Source organism: Streptomyces sp. SAS_281 (genome assembly GCF_052542855.1).
The window spans coordinates 23,299-47,286 of sequence record NZ_JBMNDO010000062.1; the positions used below are offsets into that span (position 1 = coordinate 23,299).

Consider the following 23,988-nt stretch of genomic DNA (forward strand, 5'->3'; position numbering starts at 1 on the left):
CAAGGGAAGGAAGAACTGGTGCAGGACAAGAACTCCGCCTCCGCGGCGGCGGACCGGTACGACGTGGTGATCCTCGGCAGCGGCATGGCCGGGGGCATGCTGGGCGCGGTGCTCGCCCGCAACGGGGTGAAGACCCTCATCCTGGACGCCGGCACCCACCCGCGCTTCGCGGTCGGCGAGTCGACCATCCCGTACACCTCGGGCATGGCGAGGCTCATCGCCAAGCGTTACGACGTGCCCGAGCTGAAGGCGTTGTCGAACTACAAGGGGACCATCGAGGAGATCTCCCCCAACTGCGGCCAGAAGCAGAACTTCGGGTTCGTCTACCACCGCGAGGGGCAGCCGCAGAATCCGCAGGAGATCAATCAGCTCGTCGTCCCCATGGACCTGCGCACGGAGACCCATCTGTTCCGGCAGGACGTCGACGCGCATCTGTTCCACGTGGCGCTCACCTACGGCGCGGAGGCGCGGCTCTCGACGCGGGTCACCGAGATCGACATCGATCCGGACGAGGGTGCGGTCCTGCGCACGGAGCACGGTGAGGAGTTCCGGGCCTCCTACGTAGTGGACGGCAGCGGGTTCCGCTCGCCGCTCGCGGAGAAGTTCGACCTGCGTGAGACGCCGACCCGCGCCCGGACCCACTCGCGCTGCCTCTTCACGCACATGATCGGCGTGAAGCCGTTCGACGACTCGCCCACGGCGCGGCCCCACGACCAGCCGAGCCCGTGGCATCACGGCACGCTGCACCACGTCTTCGACGGGGGCTGGCTCTGGGTGATCCCCTTCGACAACCACGACAAGGCCCGCAACCCGCTGTGCAGCGTGGGCCTGACACTGGACCCGCGGAAGTATCCGAAGGGCCACCTCCCGCCGGAGCAGGAGTTCCAGGACTTCCTCGCACGGTTCCCCGAGATCGCCTGGCAGTTCGAGGGGGCGAAGACGGTCCGCCCCTGGGTGTCCACGGGCCGGCTCCAGTACTCCGCCAAGACCGTCGTCGGTGACCGGTACTGCCTGACGTCCCACGCGGCCGGATTCATCGACGCCCTGTACTCCCGCGGTCTGGCCAACACCCTGGAGCTCGTCAACGCACTCGGCTGGCGGCTCATCGCGGCCTCCCGGGACGGGGACTGGTCCAAGGAGCGGTTCGCCCACGTGGAGGCGCTGCAGCAGGGGCTGTTCGACTTCCACGACGACCTGGTCTACAGCTCGTTCGTCGGCTTCGGCCACTACGAGCTGTGGAACGCGGTCAACCGCACCTGGATGCTCGGCACGATGAGCGGCAACATGATGGTCGAGGACGCCTACTACCGGTTCAGCGAGACCGGCGACCCCGATGTCTTCCTGGAGGCCGAGCGGTCCGGGAACCCGGGTTCCCCGCTGCCCATCAGCGAGACCTTCGTCCGGCTGGGCACACTGACCCGTGAACTGTGCGAGGCCGTCGAGGGCGGCACGCTGGAACCGGACGCGGCGGCCGCGCGCATCCACGAATACATCCGCAAGGAAGTGGACTTCATCGCGCACGCCGACAAGTTCGGACTGCCCGAGAACCGCTGCTTCAACATGACGCGGGAGCGGATGGAGGCGGCCGAGGAGTGGTCGCGCACCCAGGCGCCGCCGGAGATCGGCAAGCGCATGCTCAACGCCGCACGCGGCATGGCGCTCGCCAAGGAGGCCGAGGCCGGGACCGGTTCCGCGGGCTACTGATCCCGGTCCGCCCGACCCCCGCGGCCGGCTCACCGGCCCGGTCCACCCCTCCCCCACCCGCCGGACGGCCCCGTGGCCGAGCCTTACGAGCCCGCGCGGCCGTCCGGCCCCTCCTGTTCGCACCTCCGTCACCGAGGCGAGTGAGGACCATGTCACACCAGCCGCACCAAGCCGACCTGCGCCGACTGATGGCCGGATTCCCCACGGGCGTCTCGGTCGTCACCGCGCTGGCCCCCGATGGCACCCCCTGGGGGATGACCTGCACCTCCTTGTGCAGCGTCGCCCTCGACCCGCCCACGCTGCTCGTCTGCCTGCGGGCCGGCAGCCCGACCCTCCGCGCGGTCCTGGACAGCGGGGAGCTCTCGGTGAACCTGCTCCACCAGCGCGCACGCGCCACCTCCGAGCTGTTCGGTTCGGGGGCCCCGGACCGGTTCGGCCAGGTGCCGTGGGTTCCGGCCCCGAACGAGGGCGGCCCGCATCTGATCGAGGCGGCGCACACGATCGCCGACTGCGTGGTCACCGCCGAACAGGCCGTCGGCGACCACGCCGTGGTCATGGCCCACGTCACCCTCGTCACGTCGCTGCGCCGGCCGATTCCCCTGCTCTACGGCATGCGCCGCTACGGGTCCTGGGCGGAGGACGCGGAGAACGGCTTCCTGTCGTACGACTTCATCTCCTGACGGCGGCGGCGGAGAGGAACGGCGGACCATGGACGCCTTCGTGATCGATCCCTATGCGATGCCCGGCGGGGACCCGCTCGTCGAGAACAGGGCCACCTGGACCGTGGACGCCCGGCGCTCCGCCCTGGTCGTCCTGAACATGCAGGGGTTCTTCCTCCGGCCGTACGCACGCGGCACCTCGCCGCTCGATCCCCTGCTCGCCACCTGTTCGGACCTTCTCAGGACGTGTCGCCGCCTGCGGGTACCGGTCGTGCACATGGTGCAGCCGGGCACCCAGGCGCCGGGCGAGCGCGGTCTGCTCACCGACTTCTGGGGGAAGGGCCCGGACGACGCGCTGGAGGACGCGGCCATCGCGCACGAGCTCGCACCGGATGCGAGCGGTGCCGTGCTGACCGCGTGGCGGTACAGCGCCTTCTTCGGCTCGGGCCTGGAGCGGCATCTGAGGTCGCTGGGCCGGGACCAGATCGTGATCTGCGGCCTGTACGCGCACCTGAGCTGCGTCGCCACGGCGCTGGACGCCTTCAGCCACAACCTGGAGGTCTTCCTGGCGGCCGACGCGGTCGCGGACTTCAGCGCCGAGGAGCACCGGGCGGCGCTCGCCTGGGCGGCGAGCTGCTGCGCGGTCGTGAAGCCCGCGGCGGCGTTCACGGCCCAGTTGCTCGGTGCCGCACGCCCGGTCCCGGAGTGACCTGCCTGAAGGCCCCCGTACAGGCCGTGGGCGCACGGTTTTCGCTCGACAAGGCCTACCCCCCGGGCTACTATTTTTACATGTACAAAAACTCTGTACGAGAGGAACAGGCCGTCAGCCCCGGCGGCGTCCTGTGGACCGTCTCCGTGGCCCAACTCATGGTTTCGCTCGACGTCTCGGTGGTGAACGTCGCCCTGCCGTCGATGCGCACGGCACTCGGCTTCGACGAGTCGGGACTGTCCTGGGTGGTCAACGCCTACACGCTCACCTTCGGCGGACTACTGCTCCTGGGAGGCCGGGCAGCCGACCGCTTCGGCCGCAGGCCCCTGCTCCTGATCGGACTCGTGCTCTTCGGCATCACCTCGCTCCTGGGCGGCCTCGCTCAGGCCCCGGGCCAGCTGATCGCCGCACGCGCGGTCCAGGGGGTGGGCGCCGCTCTGATCGCCCCGGCCGCTCTCGCGGTCCTGACGACGAGTTTCCCGGCCGGCCCCCAGCGGGGTAAGGCCCTCGGCGTGTACAGCGCCGTCACGGCCGGAGGTGCCGCCGTCGGCGTGGTCGTGGGCGGTCTGCTCACGGAGTACATCAACTGGCGCTGGGTCATGCTCGTGAACGTCCCCATGGCGGTCATCGGTGTCTGGCTCGCCCGCCGGCACGTGGCGAGGGCCACCGCGGGCGACACGGCACGCCGGCTCGACGTCGTCGGCGCCGTCCTGGCCACCCTGGGGACGTCCCTGCTGGTCTTCGCGCTGGTGAGGACCGAGAGCGAGTCCTGGGGATCGGCGGCCACGATCGGCAGTCTCGCCGTCGCGGCGGTCCTGCTCGCCGGGTTCTTCGTGTACGAGGGCACGTGGGCCAAGGAGCCGCTGCTGCGGCTGCGGGTGCTCACCAACCGGTCCGTGTCCGGCTCGAACCTCTACATGATGATGGTCTCCATCACGATCTTCACCTCCTTCTACTTCGTCTCCCTCTACCTGCAGCAGGTTCTCGGGATGGGCGCGCTCAGCGCAGGGCTCTCGTTCCTGCCGTTCTGCCTGGGCCTCGTGGTGGGGTCGCTGTACGCGGTGAAGCTGCTCGCCCGGTACTCGGCGCGGCAGCTGCTCATCGTCGGCGGCATCATCGGCGCCGCCGGCATGGCCTGGTTCAGCCAGATCCGGCCGACCGGGAACTTCCTGGTCGACGTCCTGGGCCCGTCCCTGGTGACCAGCTTCGGCATCGGGCCGCTCCTCGTCCCGATCGCCAACGCGGCGACCGCGGGAGTCGCACCGCACGAGGCCGGCATGGCGTCGGGCCTGCTCAACAGCGCACGGCAGCTCGGCGGCAGCATCGGCCTGGCCGCCATGAGCACGGTCGCGGCCACCGCGACGGCTAACGCGGCCGCTTCGGACTCCGCGGACCAGCGGCTCGCCCACGGGTACGGCATGGTGTTCGCGTGCAACAGCGGTCTGCTGCTCTTCGCGGTGCTCGTCGCCGTGTTCCTGCTCCCCCGCCAGAGCCCCAGCCCCATGCCGGGGCCGGCGCCCCGCCAGGGCGCGGGCGGGGACGCCCCCCGCGACGCACGACGCGGGGAGGCGGCTCCGGCGGAGCGCGGCTGAGGCACCGGCCACCGCCACCGCCGCACGCCGCGGCGCCCCCCATCCGACCCCCGACCATCCGACCGGCCGTGAACGGGATCTCCCGCGCGGCCGGTCCGTCGTGTGTGCGACCTGCCGCGCTCCGCTCCGGCCACGGGGAGAGAACGTCCAGCACTCCTTCAGACGAGCCCGCGCAGACTGAAGCCGTCACGGCCCCAGGAGGTGCACACGGATGGTGTTGGTCGAGCGGGAGCGCCAACTCGCCGAGCTCGCAGGACTGCTGGAGGAGTGCCTGCACGGAACCGGCAGCGTCGTCGTACTCCGCGGCCCGGTGGCGGTCGGCAAGACGGAACTGCTGCACACCCTCGCCGAACAGGTGGCGGGCGACCGGGTGCGCGTCCTCGCCGCCGCCGCCTCACCGGTGGAGCGGCACCTGTCCTTCGGTCTGCTCAGCCAGCTCATGCACGGCGCCGACCCGGCGTACGCGCGACGGGCCGAGGCCGTCATGCGCGGCGGAGTCCGCGAGGAGGGCGAGGTCGGCCCCCAGGTGCTGGAGGAGATGTCCCGGGTCTTCCTCGACATGAGCGCCGGGGAACCCCTGCTCATCGAGGTCGACGACGTCTGCCACGCGGACATGGACTCCTTGCAGTGTCTGCTCTTCCTCGCCCGGCGGCTGCGCCGGTCGCGCATCATGCTGCTGCTGAGCGACCAGGACCGCTCCGGCATCCGGCACCCGGACTTCCGCACCGAGCTGTCGCGCCACCCGTACTGCACGCAGATCCGGCTCGCCCCTCTCACGCACGACGGCGTCGCGGCGCTCCTCGCCCACGACCTCGACGCGCATGTGGCCCACAGTCTCGCCCCGGCGGCGTTCGCCCTCTCCGGCGGCAACCCGCTCCTCGTCCGGGCGCTGGCCGAGGACTGGGAGGCGTCCACCCGCTCGGCGGGCAAGGAGCCGCCCACCGGCCCCGTGGTCGGGGACCGGTTCGCCGAACGGGTCGTCAGCTGCCTCCACCGGCTCGAACCGGACGCGCTCGACGTGGCGAGGGCCGTCGCCGTGGTCGGCGAGGCGACCCGCCCGGAGCTCGTCGCCCGGCTCAGCGGGGTGGGCGCCATCGAGACCCGCGCCCTCGTCGACCTGCTCGACGAGTCGGGGCTGCTGCACCAGGGCCGCTACCGGCACCACGCCGCCCAGGACGCCGTCCTGAGGGACTTCGGGGCGCCCGCGCGCATCGCCTGGCACCGGCGCGCCGCCGCGCTGCTGCACGCGGAGGGGGGCCGCTCCACGTCGATCGCCCACCAGCTGATCGCCGCCGGGGAGGCCGAGCAGCCATGGGCGGCGGCGGTGCTGAGGGAGTCCGCGGCCAGCGCGACCGCCAGCGGCCAGATCGACTTCGCCCTCGACTGCCTCGAACTGGCCCACTCCCTCGCCGACGACGAGCAGCAGCGCGCCGTGAGCCGCGCGGTGCTCGCCGAGACGGAGTGGCGCGTCGACCCCGCGGGCGCCGTCCGCCATCTCGGGGCGCTCACGGACGCTTCCCGGCGCGGTCTGCTGACCGGTCGACAGCCGGTGGCGGTCGTCGAGTACCTGCTGTGGCACGGCCGCGTGGACGAGGCGGCCGCCGCGCTCGACCGGCTCGCCGCCACCGCGTCCGGGCCGGAGGCCGTGGAACTCGACGCCGTGCGCGCCTGCCTGGAGCTCTGCTACCCGGCCCAGCGCCGGCGGACGGGCCCCGGCGCCGTGCCGCCCCCGCGCCCGGAACCGCGCGCCGACGGACCCGCTTCGCTGGTCGCCACCGCTCTCGCCGCCGTACGGGGGGACGTGGCGGTGTCGAGCGATCATCTCGGCCAGGGCCTGCACACCGACGCGCCGCTCACCCGGATCGCGCTGGGCCTGCTGGCGCTGGCCCGGCCCGAGCGGCTGTCGACCGTGGCGCCGTGGTGCCTGCCGATGCTCGCGGACGCCGCGGGACGGGAGGGCCCGCGCTGGGGCCGCCTGTTCACGGCGGCACGGGCCGACGCCGCTCTGCTCCGGGGCGACCTGGCTGCCGCCGGCTGGTTCGCGTCCGCGGCCCTGGACGAGACGTCACGGAGCAGCTGGGGGGTCCTGGCGGGGGCGCCGCTCGCCTGTCTGCTCATCACCGCCGTGGAGACCGGGCGTTACGAGGATGCGGCCGGCTATCTCAACATGCCGACGCCGGGCGCGCTGCTGGAGACGCCCTTCGGGCTGCGGTACCTGCGGGCGCGCGGGCAGTACCACCTGGCGGTCGGCAGGCCCTACGCGGCCCTCAGCGACTTCCGGACCTGCGGCCGGCTCGTGACGGAGTGGTGGGACGACGGTCCCCGGCAGCTGCCGTGGCGGGTCGACGCCGCCCAGGCCCTCGTACGCCTCGAACGCCGGGACGAGGCGCGCGTGCTCCTGGAGGAACAGCTCGACGGTCTCCCGGTGGACGACGAGCGCACCCTGGGACGGGCGCTGCGGCAACTGGCCGCGACCCTGGAACCGCACGAACGGCCCTCGCTGCTCAACGACTCGGTGGACGCCCTGCAAGCGGCCGGCGACCGGCTGGAGCTCGCCCACGCCCTCGCCGATCTCGGCGGCGCGTTCGCCGCCAACGGCGATTCCCGGCGGGCCAGGCCGGCCCTGCGACGGGCGTGGCGGGCAGCGCAGGAGTGCCACGCGGAGCGTCTCGCCCGGTCCTTGCAGCCCGGACTCGCGGGCACGTCGTCGTCCCGGGCCGCCTCCGGCGGACCACATCTTCGCGGCGATCTCGCGGCGGAGCTCAGCGCGGCCGAGCGCCGGGTCGGAGGGCTGGCCGCGCAGGGCCACAGCAACCGGCAGATAGCGCAGCGGCTGTGCATAACCGTCAGCACGGTCGAGCAGCATCTGACGCAGGTCTACCGAAAGCTCCGCGTGAAGAACCGCACGGACCTTCCCGTGCTCCTCGACGCCGGGGAAAACGAATCGGAGGTGGCGGAACCCTTACTCACCGAGGCCCTTTTCAATTCTTCCCCCTATTCCCCCTAGGGGGGCCGGTGACTCCCTTCACAGCGGGAGGGGTATTCCGTCGATGAATTCCTCGACTAGGCTCGTTCCGTGACTCTTTCGCAGAGCATCGAGGGCATTTCCCACCGACATCAGCGAGGGGCAGTCAGAATGATTCCCAGTGCAGAAACGACCTCCTGGGCCGCCACGCGAAGCGGGCCGACCATATTGGGCGTCGGCACCTCGACCCCGGATTCCTCCTATTCCCAGAAGGATCTCCTGGACCTGTACGGGATCCAGGACGATCGGATTCGTTCGGTATTCCTCAACAGCGCGATCGACCGGCGCTTCCTGAACGTTCCCCCCTACGGCGGCGACGGCCGGCCCACCATGGAGACCCAGGGCGAACTGCTCGCCAAGCACAAGGCCCGGGGCACCGAGATGGGCGCCCGTGCGCTGCAGTCCTGCCTCAAGCGGATCGGCGCCGCGGTCAGCGACATCGGCTATCTGGTCTGCGTGACCTCGACGGGGCTGCTGACCCCCGGCTTCAGCGCCCTCCTCATCCGCGAGCTGGGCATCCCCACCGACTGCGGCCGGCTCGACATCGTCGGTATGGGGTGCAACGCGGGCCTCAACGCCCTGAACGCGACCACCGGCTGGGCCTCGGCCAACCCGGGGAGGATCGCCCTGATGGTGTGCATAGAGGTGTGTTCGGCCGCGTACGTCTTCGACGGCACGATGCGCACCTCCGTCGTCAACAGCCTCTTCGGCGACGGGTCCGCGGCGATCGCGGTCTCGCGCGACACGGAACGCCCCGGCCCCCAGGTGCTGAAGTACGCCAGCTGCATCGTCCCCGACGCGGTCGACGCGATGCGCTTCGACTGGGACGACGAACAGGGCAAGTTCAGCTTCTACCTCGACCGTGACGTCCCCTATGTCGTGGGCGCGCACGCCGAGGGCGTCATCGCGAACCTCCTCAGGGGCACCGGCCTGCGGCGCAGCGACATCGCGCACTGGCTCGTGCACTCCGGCGGCAAGAAGGTCATCGACTCGGTCTCGGTCAACCTCGGTCTCACCCGGCACGACGTGCGGCACACCACCGACGTGCTGCGTGACTACGGCAACCTGTCGAGCGGCTCCTTCCTGTTCTCGTACGAGCAGCTGCTGCGGGAAGGCGCCACGCGCCCCGGCGACTACGGCGTCCTCATGACCATGGGCCCCGGCTCGACCATCGAAACGGCGCTCGTCCGGTACTGAACGGCGACGCCCGCACCCAACTCCCCCCGTCGGACCAGACGATCAGGACTCAGACATGCCCATAACGGAACTCGCCCAGGCCCCCTCATCCGACACCCTCCTGGAGATCGACAGCACGCGCCCGCTCTGCCCCCTGCTGGTCGCCGACGTCAACGCCCTCTGCGACCGCCTTGAGGACGCGCAGGGCAGGACGAGTGCCGTGATCCGGCTGCACGGCACCGGCCCGGCGGAGAACTGGCCCGGCGCCGTGGGCATCGACCTGGTGAGCCGCTGGGAGAAGGCCCTGCGCCGGCTCGAACAGGGCTGGTTCGCGAAGATCGTGACGATCGAAGGCGTGTGCAGCGGCCCCGCTCTCGACGTGCTCCTCACCGCCGACCACCGCATCGGCGCGCCCGGGACGCGGATCGCCGTTCCGGTGAGCAACGACGGCGTGTGGTCGGGCATGGCCTTGCACCGGCTCACCAACCAGCTCGGTGGTGTGCACGCCCGCCGGCTCATGCTGTTCGGCGCCGAGCTGTCCGAGCAGCGGGCGCTGGCAGCGGGTCTGATCGACCAGGTGACCAAGGATCCGGCCGCGGTCGCCGCGAGGCTGGCGGAGCGCTTCGCCCGGCTGGACCCGTCCGAGCTGGCCATCCGGCGCCAGCTCATCATCGAGGCCGGAGTGACCGCCTTCGAGGAGGCGCTGGGCAAGCATCTCGCGGCGTGCGACCGCACGTTGCGCCGCAGCCGCGGTGAGTTCCTCGGCGCGGGCGGCAACGCCTGATGACCGACACGGAAGGAGTCGAGAACATGACGGCACGTCCTCTCCCCGGTGCGGAGCGGTGGTCCGTCCCGGCACCGGTCCTCAGCGGCTCGCTGCTGACCGACGCCGAGGCCCTGCGGGCGTACACGGCCGAAGCGGAGAAGCTGCTCGGGGAGCTCCCGGCCAAGCCCGGCCGGGACGCCGGACAGCAGCAGCTCGCTGCCGAGGTGATCGCCGATCAGCGTCGGCTGCGCAGCGCGTTCCTGGAACTGCACGTCGAGCGCGTCTACCTCGCGCTGACCGGGGGCCTGCGTGAGCAGCGTTCGCTGTCCGAGCTGGTGTTCGCCGCCGCCGAGGCATTCCCGGGCCTCACCCCGACCGAGGCCCAGATGGCGGCGGAACGCGAGTGCGGTCAGTCCGACAAGGAAGGGCGGGAGATCGACCAGGGCATCTTCTTCCACTGGGTGCTCCGGTCGCCGCAGGCCGGTCCGCATCTGATGCGGGCCATGCTGCGACCCACTCAGCGCGCCCGTTCGCTGCTCGGGGAGTTCAGCCGGACGGGCAGCCTCGACCTGGGAACCGTACGGCTGGAACTGATCGACCGGGCGGCCCACATCACCCTGTGCAACGGCCGGTTCCTCAACGCCGAGGACAACCAGCTCGTCGACGACCTGGAGACCGCCGTCGACCTGGCCCTGCTCGACGACCGCGTCAAGGTCGGGGTGCTGCGCGGCGGGAAGATGACCCACCCGCGCTACCAGGGCCGCCGGGTCTTCTGCGCCGGAATCAATCTGGTCGACCTGCACCAGGGCCGGATATCCCTCGTGGACTTCCTGCTCCGCCGCGAACTCGGCTACCTCCACAAGCTGATCCGCGGCGTCCAGGTCGACGACGCCTGGCCCCGGCCCCTGGTCGAGAAGCCGTGGGTGGCCGCCGTCGACACCTTCGCGATCGGTGGCGGCATGCAGATGCTGTTCGCGGTCGACCACGTCGTCGCGGCGGCCGACTCGTACGTGAGTCTTCCGGCGGCGCAGGAGGGCATCGTGCCCGGCATGGCCAACCTCCGGCTGACCGCGCTCGCCGGCGGACGGCTGTCGCGGCAGGTCATCCTGTCAGGCCGGAAGCTGTGGGCCGGCGAGCCCGATGCGGGCGTGGTCTGTGACGAGGTGGTCGACCCCAAGCTGATGGACGCGAGTGTGGACGCGGCGGTCGACCGGCTCGCGAGCCCGGCCGTCGTACCGAACCGGCACATGATCAACCTCTCCGAGGAGCCGATGGACCGGCTCCGCGCGTACGCCGCCGAGTTCGCGCTCGAACAGGCGTTGCGGCTGTACAGCCCCGACGTCATCGACAAGGTGGACCGGTTCAGCGCCGGCGCGTCCTCGGACCGGCGGAACGGCAGCGTTTCGTGAGGCCCGTCGACGCGATGCTGGAGGTGCTGCGCGACGAGGGCGTCACCCGCGTCTTCGGCAACCCGGGCACGACGGAACTGCCCTTCGTGGAGGCGGTCACCGCGGCCCCGGACCTCCAGTACGTCCTGGGGGTCCAGGAGGCCTCCGTGGTCGCGATGGCCGACGGGTACGCGCGCGCCACCGGCCGGCCCGCCTTCGTCAGCCTGCACATCGCGGCCGGGCTCGCCAACGGCCTGGTCGGGCTCCTCAACGCGAGCCGCTCGCGCACGCCGATGGTGGTGACCGCGGGCCAGCAGGACCGCCGCCACCTGGCGCAGGACCCCATGCTCTCCGGGGACCTCGTGGGCATCGCCCGGGCAGCGGTGAAGCACACCTTCGACGTCCAGCACGCCCACGATCTGCCCCGCATGCTGCGCCGGGCCTTCGCGCTGGCCGTCCAGCCGCCAGCGGGCCCGGTCTTCCTGTCGATCCCGATGGACCTGCTGGAGGAGGAGGGGCCGGTCGACCGGCCCGCGCCGAAGTCGCGGCTCGGCGGGCTCGGCCCCGCCCTCGGCTGGCCGGAGGCCGCCGAGCGGCTCGCCGGGGCCGCCCGGCCGGCGGTCGTCGCCGGGGACGGGGTGGGACGCGACGGTGCCGTCGCCGAGCTGGTGGCGGTCGCCGAAGCCGTCGGAGCCACGGTCTACCACCAGCCGATGCACGACGGGGTGAACTTCCCCACCGTGCATCCGCTCTACGCGGGCATGCTCGACGCCCGCTACTCGGCGATCCGCTCGGCTCTCGAAGGCCATGACGTGGTCCTGGTCGCGGGCACCCGGGCGTTCATGGCACACCATTACGAGCCGGGCTCGCCGATCCCCACCGGTACCTCCGTCATCCAGCTGGACGACGATCCGGGCGAGCCGGGGCGGACCTTCCCCGTGGCCCTCGGGCTTGTCGGCGGGGTGCGGGCCACCCTGAGCGCGCTGGCCGCGCAGCTCGCCGGAAAGGTGCCCGAGGCCCCTGGGCGGCTCAGGGAGACCGGCCGCCTGCACGAGGCGACCCGTGGCAGGCTGACGAAGCGGGCGCTCGCGGCTTACGGCGACGCCCCGATGGACCCCCTGGCCGCCGTGCACGCGATCGTCTCGGGGCTCCCCGCGGACGCCGTGGTGGTGGAGGAGGCGATCACCAGCGGACTGCTGCTGCGCGGCGTCCTGCCGCTGGAGCGTCCGCGTTCGTACGTGCACACCGTCGGCGGTGGTCTCGGGTCCGGCATCGGCGCGGCCATCGGCTCCCGGATGGGAGACCCCGGTCGGCCGGTCGTGGCCGTGCTCGGCGACGGCTGCACCCTGTTCGGACTCCAGGGGCTGTGGAGCGCCGCCCATTACCGCGTCCCCGCCACCTTCGTGGTGATGAACAACGGCGAGTACCGCACCCTCAAGGAGACGGCCGCCCGACGGGAACGGAGCCGGGCCGCCCGCCGGCGGTCCGGGGGCCTGGAACTCACGCCTCCCCGGATCGATCTGACGCCCGCCCGGGACTTCCTGGGGCTCACGGACGGATCACCCGGTGTGCCCGACGGCCTCGACCTCGCACCGCCGGTTCTCGACTTCACCCGCGTCGCCGGATTCTTCGGCATCAGGGCGGTGCGGGCCCGTTCGACGGGCCACCTGGCCGAGGCCGTGGCGCGGGCGGCCGCGGGGACCGAGCCGGTCCTCATCGATGTCCCCATCACGAGCTGCGCCGACGGTGCCTGACCGGGCCGCCGGGTGCTCGGACCATCACAACGTCAGGAGAGAACCATGACAGGCCTGGTCGACGTGGACCGGCTCACCGGGACGGTGTTCAGCGACGGCTGGCGGCCCGCGTCCGGCGGCGCCGTCGCCGACGTGGTCGAGCCGGCGACCGGGAAGACGCTTGTCCAGGTCGGTGTCGCCGCCGCTTCGGACGTCACCCGGGCCGCGAGCGTCGCGGCCCGGGGCGGGCAGGCGTGGGCTGCCCGCCCCGCGGCAGATCGCGCAGCGGTGCTGCGGCGGGCGGCGGGCCTTCTGGAGGAGCACCGGGCCGAGGTCGCCCGGTGGCTGGTCCGTGAGGGCGGTGCCGTACGGGCCAAGGCGGAGACGGAGATCGCGGACACGGTGGAGGAGATCCTCCAGGCCGCGGCCCTGGCCACGCAGCCGCACGGTCAGGTCCTGCCCTCCGCTCCGGGCCGGTCGAGCCTGGCCCGCCGGGTGCCACTGGGCGTGGTCGGGGTGATCAGCCCGTGGAACGTGCCGCTGCTGCTCGCCCTGCGTTCGGTGGCCCCCGCGCTCGCTCTGGGGAACGCCGTGATCCTCAAGCCGGACATCCGTACGCCGGTCTCGGGGGGCCTGGTCGTGGCCCGTCTGTTCGAGGAGGCGGGACTCCCGAGGGACGTGCTGCACGTGCTGCCGGGTGACGCGGTGGCCGGCGCCGCGCTGACGGCCGATCCGATCGTGTCGATGGTGTCGTTCACGGGCTCCACCGCGGTCGGCCGGGAGGTGGGAGCAGCGGCGGGCCGGACGCTCAAACGGGTCTCGCTCGAACTCGGCGGCAACAACGCGCTGATCGTCCTGGACGACGCCGGTGTCGAGGCGGCCGCGGCGGCGGGGGCCTTCGCGTCGTTCTTCCACCAGGGGCAGATCTGTATGGCCGCGGGCCGCCACATCGTGCACACGGCGGTCGCCGAGGCGTATGTACGGCGGCTGACCGAGGAGGCCCGCCGGCTCACCGTCGGCGATCCCTGGACCGACCCGGTCGACCTGGGTCCGGTCATCGACGGCCGGCAGCTGGAACGTATCCACACGATCGTGCGCGACAGCGTCGCCGCGGGCGCCGAACTGCGCTGCGGCGGAGCACCGGACGGGCCGTTCTACCCGCCGACCGTCCTCGCCGGGGTCACCAGGAGGATGCCTGCGTTCACGCGGGAGATCTTCGGCCCGGTGGCCCCGGTCGTGGTCGTCCGGGACGACGACGAGGCGGCGGCCGTCGCCAACGACACGGAGTACGGTCTCGTCGCCGCGGTCCGGACGGGTTCGGTCGAACGTGGGCTCCGGCTGGCCGACCGGCTGCGGACGGGCATGATTCACGTGAACGACCAGACGGTCAACCATCAGGCCGTGGTGCCCTTCGGCGGCTTCGGTGCCTCGGGCAACGGGGCCCGGCACGGAGCGCAGTTCGCCTGGGACTCGTACACCCAGTGGCAGTGGCTCACGACCCGTGAGGACAGGCCCTAGGTGTTCTGTCCACGGAGGTCGGTGACAGGGTTCACGGTGGAGTGATCCTGAACGAGTGAGGGCCTTCCGGGTTCGGTGTGGATTGCGACGTCTGCACCGACCGGAAAGGCCCTCGTGGTCCACCGTGACGCACCCCTGACCGAGACCGGCCGCCTGCGCCTGGCCCGCTGCGTGGTCGGGGGCGGCCGGCCGTTGCGCCGGGCCGCCGAGCGGCACGACAGGGAGGCCGCGGCCCGAGGGGCTGCGGCCTCCTGCTTCATGCGGGACCCGTGAGTTCCACGACCCCGTCCGCGTTGCGCCGGCCGGCGAAGCCGGAGCGCAGCAGGGTGCCTCCCCAGCCGGTGGCGGCAGGGGCGCCGATGACGTCGAACGGCAGGGTGCGCCCTCGCGCGCACACCTCTCCGGCCTGGCCGGCCCGGAGGTTCTCCCCCAGGGCGTCACGCACACTCAGCCGTACGCCGGGGGCCGCTCCGACCACAGGACCTCCGCCGGACGGTGTTCCCTGGCCGGCCCGGTACGTGCTCACCGCCCAGGGGAGCACACTCCCGCCGGGCGCGAACTCGGCGCGCAGGACGGTCTCGGGCAGAAGCTCGACGTGCCGGGCCACGGTGTCCGGGGTGCAGGGGGCTCCGACCAGGACGACCATCCGGGGCCGCGTCGGGCGGGGCTCCCGGGCCAGGGCGTCGAGCACGCGCGGGTACTGGGCCGACTCGTACACGACGACCGCCCCGTCCGGGCCCGTGACGGGCCCGCCGGGCCGCGCGACCAGTGTGCTACCTGATCCGAAGGCCCACCACATCGCGGACAGGGTGGCGGGTCCGACAGGCTGTTCGGTGACGGCGACCGCCCGCCCGGCGGGTCCGATCTGCTCGGACCGGGCGGCCATGGCCAGATGCCAGGCCCGGTGGTCCACGAGGTGACCGGAACCCCAGTCGCCGGCCTCCCGCGCCGTCAGCAGGTAGGCGGGCTCGGCGGGTGCGGAGATCGGCAGCGCCCGGTCGACGGAGCGTGCTCCGAGCCGCTTCCACAGTTCGGGATCGTCCAGGAGGAGTCTGCGCCGACACCCGGCGCGGTCCCATGCCTCCCGGGTCGCCCGGCTGCACAGCACCGTATCGGCGCCGCTGACGGCGGCGAGCCGGCGGGTCCGCCCGGCCGGCAGGTCGCGGGGCACCGGCACGCATACGCCGCCGGCCTTCATCACCGCCAGCTGGGCCACGAGCGCCTGCCGGTGATCGGAGCAGTGCACCACGACGGGGTCACCCAGCTGGACGTCGGCCCTCAGCAGTGCCGTGGCGAGCTGCGCCGAGAGGGTGTCGGCCCGGCCGTACAGGAGGGTGCTCGGTCCCTCGCGCACCACGACGGCCTTCGGGTGGCGCCGGGCGGCGCGGCCGAAGAGGCCGTCGAGCGTCCGGCCCGGCTGGCCCGGGTGGTCCTTGCCGCCCGTAACGGGGCGTACGGCGTCCCGGAGTTCGGCCGAGAGCATGTCTGGGTCTCCTTCTGGTCATGGCGCTGCTCCTGCTGCGTGTGGTGCGTGGTGCCGCCGGCCGGGTCTCAGCGCCTGACGGAGGAGGGGCGGTCGGTCTCCCGGCCGGGCTCTACGGCCGTGGCCGCCGGGACGATCACGGGCTTGGCGTACGTCCGGGACAGCAGCGGGCCGGTCATGGCCGTGGTGACCAGCGCCATGACGACCATGAGGGAGTACAGCCCTTCATCGAGCAGCCCGGCCTGCAAACCGACACCGAGGATGACGAGCTCGGTGAGGCCGCGGGTGTTCATGAGCGCGGCAAGCGCCGTGGCAGGTCTGGCGGGCAGCCCCGCGCTCCTGGCGCCCAGATACGTGCCGCCGAACTTGCCGCCCACGGCGACCAGCAGGACGGCGACGAGTTCGGCGATCTCCGCCCAGCCGAAGTGCCGGAGGTCCACCTTGAGGCCGGCGACGACGAAGTAGACGGGAAGCAGCACGGAGGTCACGGTGCGGGTGTGCTGCATGAGGTCACCGCGCAGCCGCTCGGCGCCCTCGTCCGGCATGACGACGCCGAACAGGAAGGCACCGAAGATGTAGTGCAACCCCATGGCCTCGGTCGCCGCGCCGCACAGCAGCGCTCCGATCAGGACCTGCGCGTACCACCATCCCGACGTGGTCCCGTGCCCCTCCCCGCGGACGAGCCGGCGGCGAAGCAGAGGGCGCACGACCAGGACGAGCACCAGGATGAACGGGATCATGAGGGCCACGCGCCAGTGGGCGCCCGCGTTGCCTGTCGCCGCCTGCACCCCCGCCAGGGCGGTCCAGGCGACGACGTCCACGAGGGCCGCCGTCGCGAGGGCGATACCGCCGAGGGCTGTGCCGGCGATGCCCCGGTCGGACAGGACCCTGGCCAGCACGGGGAAGGCGGTCACGGACACGGCCAGGCCGATGAAGACGATGAACGCGGCCTTCTGGTCGGTCTCATGACTGCGCAGCAGGAAGAAACCGAGCCCGGTGCCGAGGACGAAGGGCACCGCCGTCGATCCGAGGCTCACGGCCGCGGCCATGCGGCCGCGGCCGCGCAGCGCCTGGCGCTCGATCTCCAGGCCCACGCCGAACATGAACAGGGTGACGCCGACATCGGCCATCGCGCTCAGCAAGGGCCGGATCGTCTGGGGGAACAAGGTGTCGGACACCGCCCCGTTGAGGATTGTCGGCCCGAGAAGCACGCCGGCGAGGATCTCGCCCACGACGGGTGGCTGCCCGATCTTGGTGGCGAGATACCCGAGTCCCTGGGCGAGGACGAGGATGAGAGCGAGGTCGAAGAGGAGAAGTGCCACCTGATTACTGCTCATGGCGACCACTCTCCTTCAGCCGCCTACAGATGCTCTGAACGGTCTCTGATGGCAGGCGGCGCCCCGCGGACACGCCTGTGCCCCATGGATCGGGGGCCATGGGGCACAGGAGATACGGGGCGCGGGCGACCGCGGCGCTCGTCTACGGCAGACGTGCCACGGCGGCACTCCGGTGGGTCAGCGGCTCGCGCTCGGCGCACTCGGCCGCGTAGAGCCTCATCAGCTCGTGGATCCGGTACAGCCCCCCACCGGCCTCGCGGAGCAGATGACGGCGGGCGAGGAGCCTGAGAACTTCCGCGGCCTCCTGCTCGGTCGTACCGGCCAGGCCGGCGGCCGCCGACACGGTGATCAGCCCGCCGCTGAAGAGACCGAGGAGCCGGAACATCCTCGCCGCCTCGTCCGGCAACGCCCGGTAGGACGTCTCGAACAGGGTGTGCAGGCTGGTCGAGGCATCGTCACCCGCCGTCAGCCGGTCCAGCCGGCCGTGTTCCTCGACTATGTGCCGCACCAGCGCGGCCAAGGAGACGTCCGGATTGGCGGCCAGCGTCTCGGCCATCATGCGCAGCGCCAGGGGCCGCCCGCCGGACAGCCCCACGAGGCGCCGGGCGACAGCCTCCTGGTGATGGAGACGGTCGCCGCTGAGACAGCGGAGCAGCCTGAGCGCGTCCTGGGTGCCGAGCGGGTCGAGCCGCAGGAGATGCGCGCCGTCCCGGACGGCGAGGCCGCCCAGGCGCTGCCGGCCGGTGCTGAGCACACACGAGGAGCCACCGGGGATCAGCGGCCGCAACTGGTCCGCGCTGAGCACGTCGTCGAGCATCACGAGGACACGTTTGCCGTGCAGCAGGCTCCGGTACAGCGTCGCGCGGCTCGCCAGGTCCGCGGGGATGCGGCTGTCGTCGACCCCCAGGCTGCGCAGCACCTGAAGCAGGGCCTCGGAGGCGCTCAGCGAGCGGCCCTCGACGCTCGTACCGCGCAGGTCGACGTAGAGCTGCCCGTCCGGAAAGTGGTCGGACAGCCGGTGGGCCAGTTCGAGGGCGAACGCGCTCTTGCCGACGCCGACGGGACCGTCGATGACGACGATGGGCGTGGAGGCGCCCCGCGGTTCCGTCTCGGTGAGCAGCCGCGCGAGGCGTTCCAGCTCCCTGGAGCGCCCGAGGAACCCTCTGGCCACGGGCGGAAGCTGGGCCGGCTTGGGCGTCTCGGAGAGCACCAGCCGGGGGGCCGGAGGCTCCGGTTCGGGTGCCCCCGTGCCGGCCGGCTGGACGGCGTTCGGACGGAAGGCTCCGGCCGGGGCGACCGGACCGCCGGTGAGGATCTGCTGGTGCAGCGTCCGGAGTTCGGCGCTGGGGTCGATGCCCAGCTCGCGCCGGAGCAGCCGCCGGGTCTCGGCGTAGACCTCCAGGGCGTGCGCCTGGCGTCCGCACCGGTAGAGCGCCGCCATCAGCAGCCAGCGCAGCTTCTCGCGCAGCGGCTCCTCGGCCACGGCCCCCAGCAGTACGGTCACCGCCTCGACGGGGCGGTCCGCCTCCAGCATGTCGGCGGCCCACTCCTCGACGGCCGTGAGCCGGAGGTCCTGGAGCCGGGTGCGCTCCATCGCCGCGAAGGGGCCGGGGACTCCCGAGTGCGCCTCCCCGTGCCACAGGGACAGCGCGGACTCCGCCACGTCCAGGGCTTCCTGAAGACGTCCCTCGGTCCGGGCACGGCGCGCCTGGGCGTGGCGGCGGGCGAAGAGCGTGGCGTCGACCGTCGCGGGATCCGTCTGCAGCGCGTAGCCGCCTGCCGTCGAGACCAGCAGCGCGCCGCTCTCCCGCCTGCTGCGCTCCGGTTCGAGGACCCGGCGGAGCCCGGCCACGTAGGTGTGGACGCCATTGGCAGCGGTCTGCGGGATGTCGCCGCCCCAGACCGCGTCAATGATGTGGTCCACGCTCACGACGTCGTTCGCCCGGCCGGCCAGCAGCGCGAACACGGCTCTCTGCTTGGGCGGCCCGAGCACGACCTCGCTGCCGTGCCGCCAGGCACGTACAGGCCCCAACAACTGCACTTCCAAGGGCACCCCCGTCATCGGCATTGCCCTGTCGCCTCCTGAGTCGTGGCTGCGGCCGCCGGACCGCTCGCTGCCAAAGATTTCAGACGTACGAGTGCTTCTCGGCCACGACTTCGGCCGACGCTGTCGCGCTTCCTGGCGCCACAGCCACCAGGCGGTCTGCCACGCACTTCAGCTTCTCCCGGGTCTCCTCGAGTTCACGCTCGGGTACGGAGTGTTCGACCACCCCGGCACCGGCCTGCAGCCACGTCTCGCCGTTCCGTCGGAAGACGCTGCGCAGGGCGAGCGCGGCGTCCATGGAGCCGTCCTGCGCGACCGTCATCACGGTGCCCGCGTAGAGGCCGCGCGCCCTCGGTTCGCAGTCCGAAATGACGTCGTAGGCGGCGGCCTTGGGCACGCCCGACGCGGTGACGGCGGGGAAGACGGCGGCGAAGGCGTCCCAGGCACTGGCGTCCTCGGCCATCCGCCCCACGACGCGGGAAGCGAGATGCTGTACGGAGCCCCGCTCCTTGATCACCATGTACTCCTGCACGACGACGGTCTCCGGCCGGCAGGGCTCGGCGAGTTCATCGACGGCGACCTTCACCGAGATCGCGTGTTCATGGAGTTCCTTGGGGTCCGCCAGAAGATGCTCGCGCAGTCTCCGGTCCTCGGCGGCGTCGCCGGTCAGGGCCCGGGTGCCTGCCAGCGGCTGGCTGGAGACACTGCGGTCGGTGCCGACCTCCACGACGGTCTCCGGGCTGAACCCCAGGGCCTGGAGTTCGCCCATGTGCAACAGGTAGGACCGGGCAGGGGTGTTGGCGCGGCGTCCGACGAGGTAGCTCGCCGGGAAGTCGATCTCGGAGGTGACGGGGACGACCCGGGATACGACGGCCTTCTGCAGCTCGCCCGCGCGTATCCGGTCCACCACCGTGGCGACGCAGGAACGATACGCCTCAGCGCCCACCTCGATGTCCACGCCGACCGGCAGGTACCCGGGGGCCCCGGGGGCCTCCTCCAGGCCGGCCAGTGCCTTCTCGACGAGGGCCGCCTCCTGCGGATCCACGCTGCGGACGAGGGCCTGCCCCGCGAGCAGGCGTATCTCGGTACGCGGGACGACGAGATGGAGAAGGACGCCCGTACCGACGGGGCGGCCGGCGACGGCGTACGCCAGTTCGAAGGCACTCCAGCCGTAGGCCCGCCAGTCGGTCAGCTCAAGGCCGTCCAGGAACTCACGCACCTGACCCAACGGGTCGCCCTGCCAGGGGCGTTCGACGGTCCGGCCGTCCTTCGTGCATCGGACGGTGTCCTGTCCCACGACGACTTCGGCCACGATTCCGCCCGCGACGGACCACGCGTCCGGACCTTCATAGACGACGTAGGTGGAGAACAGGCCGGCGGCGACAAGCCCGGCCGCCGCGACAAGTGGCTCGAGTTCCGTTCGCACGCTTGTCGATCGATACGAGATAACCACGGATCTTCCTCCTGCAGTTGACGACCGAAATTGACCACTACGAGGGCGGAAAACACTCGACCGATCCCCACAGGAGGTAATCAGGGAAATATTGACGGCATGTTACAAGAAAGCCATCGCAGGATGATGTGGCAAAACGCCGGTCGCCGCATCCACACAGCCGAAGACATTCAGGCACGCCAAGACCTGCGACGCTCTCCTGAAGACAACGCCGGTCACTCCCGAAATAAAAAAAGATACTCCGGGCTCTCCCCCCGACAACCCCCTGAATATGCAGGAGCGGCCGAACGGGACGACTCTACCTAACGACTTCGACTCGAATCAACAATTTTCACTCGCCGCCACGGCTTGACCATGACTTGACCGGATTTGAACGCAGCCCTACAGGAATACAGGGCGCGATCACTTCACCTTTCCCCACAGCCCGCCTTGGGGCGGCCCGGCGCTTTTGCACGGGGGATTGCCGGGCCGCCCGGACCGCGCCGGGCACCATGCCGTACGGCGATGCGCGGCGAGGCCGCCTCATGGAGGTGCCCACCCCCGCCCCGGACCTGCGTCCAGCCCCGGCATCGGACCCCTCCATAGAGTTTTTATACCCGTAAGACGTACGCGTACAATAACTGTAGCCCGGGCTCCTGTCGATGTCACCCCCCGCCCCGAAGAGCCCAGCGCAGCAAGGTGATCCGGAGCGCGCCGCGGCCCGGACAGCTCAGCACTCGGATGGGAGAACCAGGCATGAAGCCCCGTAACCGGCGCAGGGCCGACTCACGTCGGTCCGCGCCCCTCTCGCAGGAGACGATCGTCGCGGCCGGGCTGCGCATCCTGGACACCGAGGGGCCTCAGCAGCTGTCCATGCGCCGGCTCGCCCGGGAGCTCTCCATCACACCCATGGCCCTCTACCACCATGTGCGCGACCGGCACGAACTGCTCCTGCTCCTGGTCGCCTCCCGCTCCCGGGAACGCCCCCGGCCGGTCCTGCCCGAAGACCCGCGTGAGCGGCTGCTGGCGGCCGCCCAACTGCTCCACGATGTCCTCGAGGAGTACCCGTTCCTCAACGAGATCCTCGCCTCCCCCGACCTGCTGGCCGTATCCGCGCTGTGGGTCATGGAGACGCTGCTCGACGCAGCCGTCGAATGCGGGCTCACCCCCGTGGAGGCGGCCCAGGCCCACCAGGCCATCTGGCACTTCACGGTCGGCGTCCTCCTGATCCGGACGACCAGCCGTCAGCACCACGCCGAACTGACCCGTCCCACACAGCGTGAACAGGTTTTCGCCACCCTGGCGCCCACCGACTTCCCCCGTGTGACCTCGCTCGCCGGCCGCTGGTCCGCGCTCACCTCGCGGGACACCCACCGCGAGGCTCTGGAGGACATCGTGGAGGGGCTGCTCGGCGGGCGTCCGGCCCACCCGGGAGAGCATGCATGAACACCGACCCCACACCCATGATCGGCATCCTCGGCGGATACGGGCGCGTGGGCGCCACCGCTGCCCGCATCCTCGCAGCCGAGGGCGGCTACCGGCTGCGCATCGGCGGACGCTCCGCCGAGACGGCCTGGCGGTTCGCCCGCGAACTGGGCGACGGCGCGGAGGCGGCGGTGGTCGACACCCGCGACGACCAGAGCCTGACCCACTTCACCCGCGGCTGTGCCACCGTCCTCGACTGCTCCGGGACCGCGTTCGCGCTCCGCGGCCAGGTGCGCGCAGCGGTACTCACCGCCGGCGTCCATTACGTGGGCATGACGGACGACGGCGGTTCGCGCACCCCGGCGGGGGCGTGCTCGGCCGTTCTCTTCACCGGGCTCTCGGGCACGCTGGCCGGATGGGTGCCGCGCTGGCTGGCGGACGGGCTCGACTCCGCCACGCGGTTCAGCGGCTGGTGGGGCGGTCTCGGCGCCATCCCGTCGCACACAGCCGTCTCCTGCCTCCTCGGCAGGCGGCACGCGGTCGACCTCCCCGCCGAGCACGCCCCCGGCCCGGTGCCCTTCGACGGCGACGTCACCCCGGTCCCGGGCCACGCCACCGCCGTCCGCCGTGTCCTCCCGGAGGAGCTGCGGGAGCAGGCCTACCTTCTGCGGCTGCGCGAGGCCCACTGGCACGAAGTGCTCAAGGGTCCCGGCGTGCCCGCCTTCCTCGACCGGTTCGCCGCCCAGCACCCGGCGGCGGGCGACGGCAAGGCGCTCATGGCCGCCGCACGGGAACTGGCCCGGGTGAGTCTGCGGGACTCGGCGGGCAGCTCCGCGTACCAGATCCTCTACGGAACGCTCGACGGAGTGACACCCGACGGCGTCCCGGTCCGCCGGAGCGCACTGCTGCACTCCACGGACGTGACGGGCCTGGTGGGCGTGATCGCCTCGATCACGGCGCACGAGGTCACGACGGGCCGAATCCCCTCCGGCGTCCATGTCATGGCGGCTACGCTGCCGCCCGAGGCCACCGCCGACTGGATCGTGCGTCACCTTCCCCGGTCGACGGCGCAGGCGACGGAAATGCCGAACCGTGAACCGGGCATGATGGCATCGGTGTCACCGACCGACCGGCGCCCCGGGGCGAGGTCGCGGGCCGACAGCGGGCCGTGAGGACCAGGGACACCTGCCCGGCCGCCACGGCCCGCGACCGGCACCCACTGCGCATCAGGCACGAGCAACAGGAAGAGATGAGGATGACACCTCAGACCCGACGTACCGGCAGAACGGGCAGGCCCCCGAGACTGTCCCAAGAGGCCATTCTCACGGCCGCCCAGGGCATTCTGGACGGGGAGGGCCCGGAGAACCTGTCGATGCGGCGACTGGCTCAGGAGCTGTCGAGCACGGCGATGGCGCTCTACCATCACGTGCGCGACAAGGACGAGCTGCTGCTCCTGCTGCTGGAACGTCACGCCCAGAGCTTCCCGCGCCCGGAGCTGCCCGCCGGCCCCCGTGACCGGCTGATCGCGGCGAGCCAGGCTCTGCACGACATTCTCGCCGAGTGTCCGTGGATCGTGGAGGTCCTCGCCTCCGACGACCTGATGGCCGTCTCCGCGCTGTGGATCGTGGAGAACATGATCGACGCCGCGATCGAGTGCGGACTCACTCCCGACGAGGCCGTCTACGCCTACCGGGTCATCTGGTACTACACCGCCGGTGAGCTCACCATCCGGGTGAACCGGGAACGGCACCACGCCGGTCTGGAGCGGCCCCCGCACCGCGACGCGGCCATCGCCACGCTGGCCCCGGAGGAGTTCCCCCGGCTCGCCTCGCTCGCGAGCCAGTGGGACACGATCACCACCCGCGACACCCACCACGAGGGCCTTGTGGCCATCGTCGACGGCCTGCTCGCGCGGACCGACGCAAAGCGGAAGGCGACATGACGGTGGGGACGGGGGGGGGGGGGGGGGGGGGGGGGGGGGGGGGGGGGGGGGGGGG

Annotated in this window: 17 protein-coding genes and 1 pseudogene; 14 read left to right on the forward strand and 4 right to left on the reverse strand. The window is 71.9% G+C overall.

Going from position 1 to position 23,988, the window contains the following annotated elements; genetic code table 11:
* Positions 1-18 precede the first annotated feature (18 nt).
* The 11 genes and pseudogenes from ACN6LM_RS22745 to ACN6LM_RS22795 all read left to right on the forward strand — a co-directional run.
* Positions 19-1,704 (forward strand): NAD(P)/FAD-dependent oxidoreductase, encoded by a 1,686-nt coding sequence (locus ACN6LM_RS22745; protein WP_445067221.1) that lies wholly within the window; start codon positions 19-21, stop codon positions 1,702-1,704.
* Between the two features lie 149 nt (positions 1,705-1,853).
* The gene (locus ACN6LM_RS22750; protein ID WP_445067222.1) at positions 1,854-2,384 is read left to right on the forward strand and encodes a flavin reductase family protein; all 531 of its coding nucleotides are present in this window, start codon (positions 1,854-1,856) and stop codon (positions 2,382-2,384) included.
* Between the two features lie 28 nt (positions 2,385-2,412).
* On the forward strand, positions 2,413-3,072 hold the full coding sequence (locus tag ACN6LM_RS22755) for an isochorismatase family protein (RefSeq protein ID WP_445067223.1): 660 nt from the start codon (positions 2,413-2,415) through the stop codon (positions 3,070-3,072).
* 80 nt (positions 3,073-3,152) lie between these two features.
* The gene (locus tag ACN6LM_RS22760; RefSeq protein WP_445067224.1) at positions 3,153-4,664 is read left to right on the forward strand and encodes an MFS transporter; all 1,512 of its coding nucleotides are present in this window, start codon (positions 3,153-3,155) and stop codon (positions 4,662-4,664) included.
* Between the two features lie 211 nt (positions 4,665-4,875).
* Complete coding sequence (locus ACN6LM_RS22765; RefSeq protein WP_445067225.1) at positions 4,876-7,671, forward strand: AAA family ATPase; 2,796 nt, start codon at positions 4,876-4,878, stop codon at positions 7,669-7,671.
* Positions 7,672-7,800: 129 nt separating this feature from the next.
* Positions 7,801-8,886, forward strand: a complete 1,086-nt coding sequence (gene dpgA / locus ACN6LM_RS22770; protein WP_445067226.1) for a 3,5-dihydroxyphenylacetyl-CoA synthase DpgA — start codon at positions 7,801-7,803, stop codon at positions 8,884-8,886.
* 55 nt (positions 8,887-8,941) lie between these two features.
* Positions 8,942-9,649 (forward strand): enoyl-CoA-hydratase DpgB, encoded by a 708-nt coding sequence (gene dpgB, locus ACN6LM_RS22775; RefSeq protein WP_445067227.1) that lies wholly within the window; start codon positions 8,942-8,944, stop codon positions 9,647-9,649.
* A gap of 26 nt (positions 9,650-9,675) precedes the next feature.
* Positions 9,676-11,040: a (3,5-dihydroxyphenyl)acetyl-CoA 1,2-dioxygenase DpgC gene (gene dpgC / locus ACN6LM_RS22780; RefSeq protein WP_445067228.1), complete on the forward strand. Its 1,365-nt coding sequence runs from the start codon at positions 9,676-9,678 to the stop codon at positions 11,038-11,040.
* Entirely contained in the window at positions 11,037-12,773 is a 1,737-nt protein-coding gene (locus tag ACN6LM_RS22785) for a thiamine pyrophosphate-binding protein (RefSeq protein ID WP_445067229.1), read from the forward strand. The genes dpgC and ACN6LM_RS22785 overlap by 4 nt, the downstream gene beginning before the upstream one ends.
* A 45-nt stretch (positions 12,774-12,818) precedes the next feature.
* Positions 12,819-14,270, forward strand: coding sequence for a benzaldehyde dehydrogenase (locus ACN6LM_RS22790; RefSeq protein WP_445067230.1), 1,452 nt, complete (start codon positions 12,819-12,821; stop codon positions 14,268-14,270).
* Between the two features lie 114 nt (positions 14,271-14,384).
* Positions 14,385-14,483: pseudogene (locus ACN6LM_RS22795) on the forward strand (IS481 family transposase); the annotation flags it as partial.
* A 43-nt stretch (positions 14,484-14,526) separates the two neighbouring features.
* Here the strand turns inward: ACN6LM_RS22795 and ACN6LM_RS22800 are convergent.
* The 4 genes from ACN6LM_RS22800 to ACN6LM_RS22815 form a co-directional block, all read right to left on the reverse strand.
* Entirely contained in the window at positions 14,527-15,753 is a 1,227-nt protein-coding gene (locus tag ACN6LM_RS22800; RefSeq protein WP_445067231.1) for an AMP-binding protein, read from the reverse strand.
* A 68-nt stretch (positions 15,754-15,821) separates the two neighbouring features.
* Positions 15,822-17,090 (reverse strand): cation:proton antiporter, encoded by a 1,269-nt coding sequence (locus tag ACN6LM_RS22805; RefSeq protein ID WP_445067232.1) that lies wholly within the window; start codon positions 17,088-17,090, stop codon positions 15,822-15,824.
* Between the two features lie 142 nt (positions 17,091-17,232).
* Complete coding sequence (locus tag ACN6LM_RS22810) at positions 17,233-19,131, reverse strand: BTAD domain-containing putative transcriptional regulator (RefSeq protein WP_445067237.1); 1,899 nt, start codon at positions 19,129-19,131, stop codon at positions 17,233-17,235.
* A gap of 85 nt (positions 19,132-19,216) precedes the next feature.
* Entirely contained in the window at positions 19,217-20,560 is a 1,344-nt protein-coding gene (locus ACN6LM_RS22815) for a salicylate synthase (protein ID WP_445067233.1), read from the reverse strand.
* 762 nt (positions 20,561-21,322) lie between these two features.
* Between ACN6LM_RS22815 and ACN6LM_RS22820 the strand changes: the two genes are divergently transcribed.
* The 3 genes from ACN6LM_RS22820 to ACN6LM_RS22830 all read left to right on the forward strand — a co-directional run bounded on the left by ACN6LM_RS22820 (position 21,323) and on the right by ACN6LM_RS22830 (position 23,933).
* Positions 21,323-22,012 carry a TetR/AcrR family transcriptional regulator gene (locus ACN6LM_RS22820; RefSeq protein WP_445067234.1) on the forward strand — a complete coding sequence of 230 codons (690 nt, stop codon included), beginning with the start codon at positions 21,323-21,325 and terminating at the stop codon, positions 22,010-22,012.
* The gene (locus ACN6LM_RS22825) at positions 22,009-23,163 is read left to right on the forward strand and encodes a saccharopine dehydrogenase NADP-binding domain-containing protein (RefSeq protein WP_445067235.1); all 1,155 of its coding nucleotides are present in this window, start codon (positions 22,009-22,011) and stop codon (positions 23,161-23,163) included. The genes ACN6LM_RS22820 and ACN6LM_RS22825 overlap by 4 nt, the downstream gene beginning before the upstream one ends.
* A gap of 83 nt (positions 23,164-23,246) precedes the next feature.
* Positions 23,247-23,933, forward strand: a complete 687-nt coding sequence (locus ACN6LM_RS22830) for a TetR/AcrR family transcriptional regulator (protein WP_445067236.1) — start codon at positions 23,247-23,249, stop codon at positions 23,931-23,933.
* The last annotated feature ends 55 nt before the right edge of the window (positions 23,934-23,988 follow it).

Bases quoted from the DNA above. Each gene is read 5' to 3' on its own strand.
- ACN6LM_RS22765 (WP_445067225.1), top strand. From the start codon at position 4,876: ATGGTGTTGGTCGAGCGGGAGCGCCAACTCGCCGAGCTCGCAGGACTG.
- ACN6LM_RS22760 (WP_445067224.1), top strand. From the start codon at position 3,153: ATGTACAAAAACTCTGTACGAGAGGAACAGGCCGTCAGCCCCGGCGGC.
- dpgA (WP_445067226.1), top strand. From the start codon at position 7,801: ATGATTCCCAGTGCAGAAACGACCTCCTGGGCCGCCACGCGAAGCGGG.
- ACN6LM_RS22790 (WP_445067230.1), top strand. From the start codon at position 12,819: ATGACAGGCCTGGTCGACGTGGACCGGCTCACCGGGACGGTGTTCAGC.
- dpgB (WP_445067227.1), top strand. From the start codon at position 8,942: ATGCCCATAACGGAACTCGCCCAGGCCCCCTCATCCGACACCCTCCTG.
- ACN6LM_RS22755 (WP_445067223.1), top strand. From the start codon at position 2,413: ATGGACGCCTTCGTGATCGATCCCTATGCGATGCCCGGCGGGGACCCG.
- dpgC (WP_445067228.1), top strand. From the start codon at position 9,676: ATGACGGCACGTCCTCTCCCCGGTGCGGAGCGGTGGTCCGTCCCGGCA.
- ACN6LM_RS22800 (WP_445067231.1), bottom strand. From the start codon at position 15,753: ATGCTCTCGGCCGAACTCCGGGACGCCGTACGCCCCGTTACGGGCGGC.
- ACN6LM_RS22825 (WP_445067235.1), top strand. From the start codon at position 22,009: ATGAACACCGACCCCACACCCATGATCGGCATCCTCGGCGGATACGGG.
- ACN6LM_RS22820 (WP_445067234.1), top strand. From the start codon at position 21,323: ATGAAGCCCCGTAACCGGCGCAGGGCCGACTCACGTCGGTCCGCGCCC.
- ACN6LM_RS22750 (WP_445067222.1), top strand. From the start codon at position 1,854: ATGTCACACCAGCCGCACCAAGCCGACCTGCGCCGACTGATGGCCGGA.
- ACN6LM_RS22830 (WP_445067236.1), top strand. From the start codon at position 23,247: ATGACACCTCAGACCCGACGTACCGGCAGAACGGGCAGGCCCCCGAGA.
- ACN6LM_RS22805 (WP_445067232.1), bottom strand. From the start codon at position 17,090: ATGAGCAGTAATCAGGTGGCACTTCTCCTCTTCGACCTCGCTCTCATC.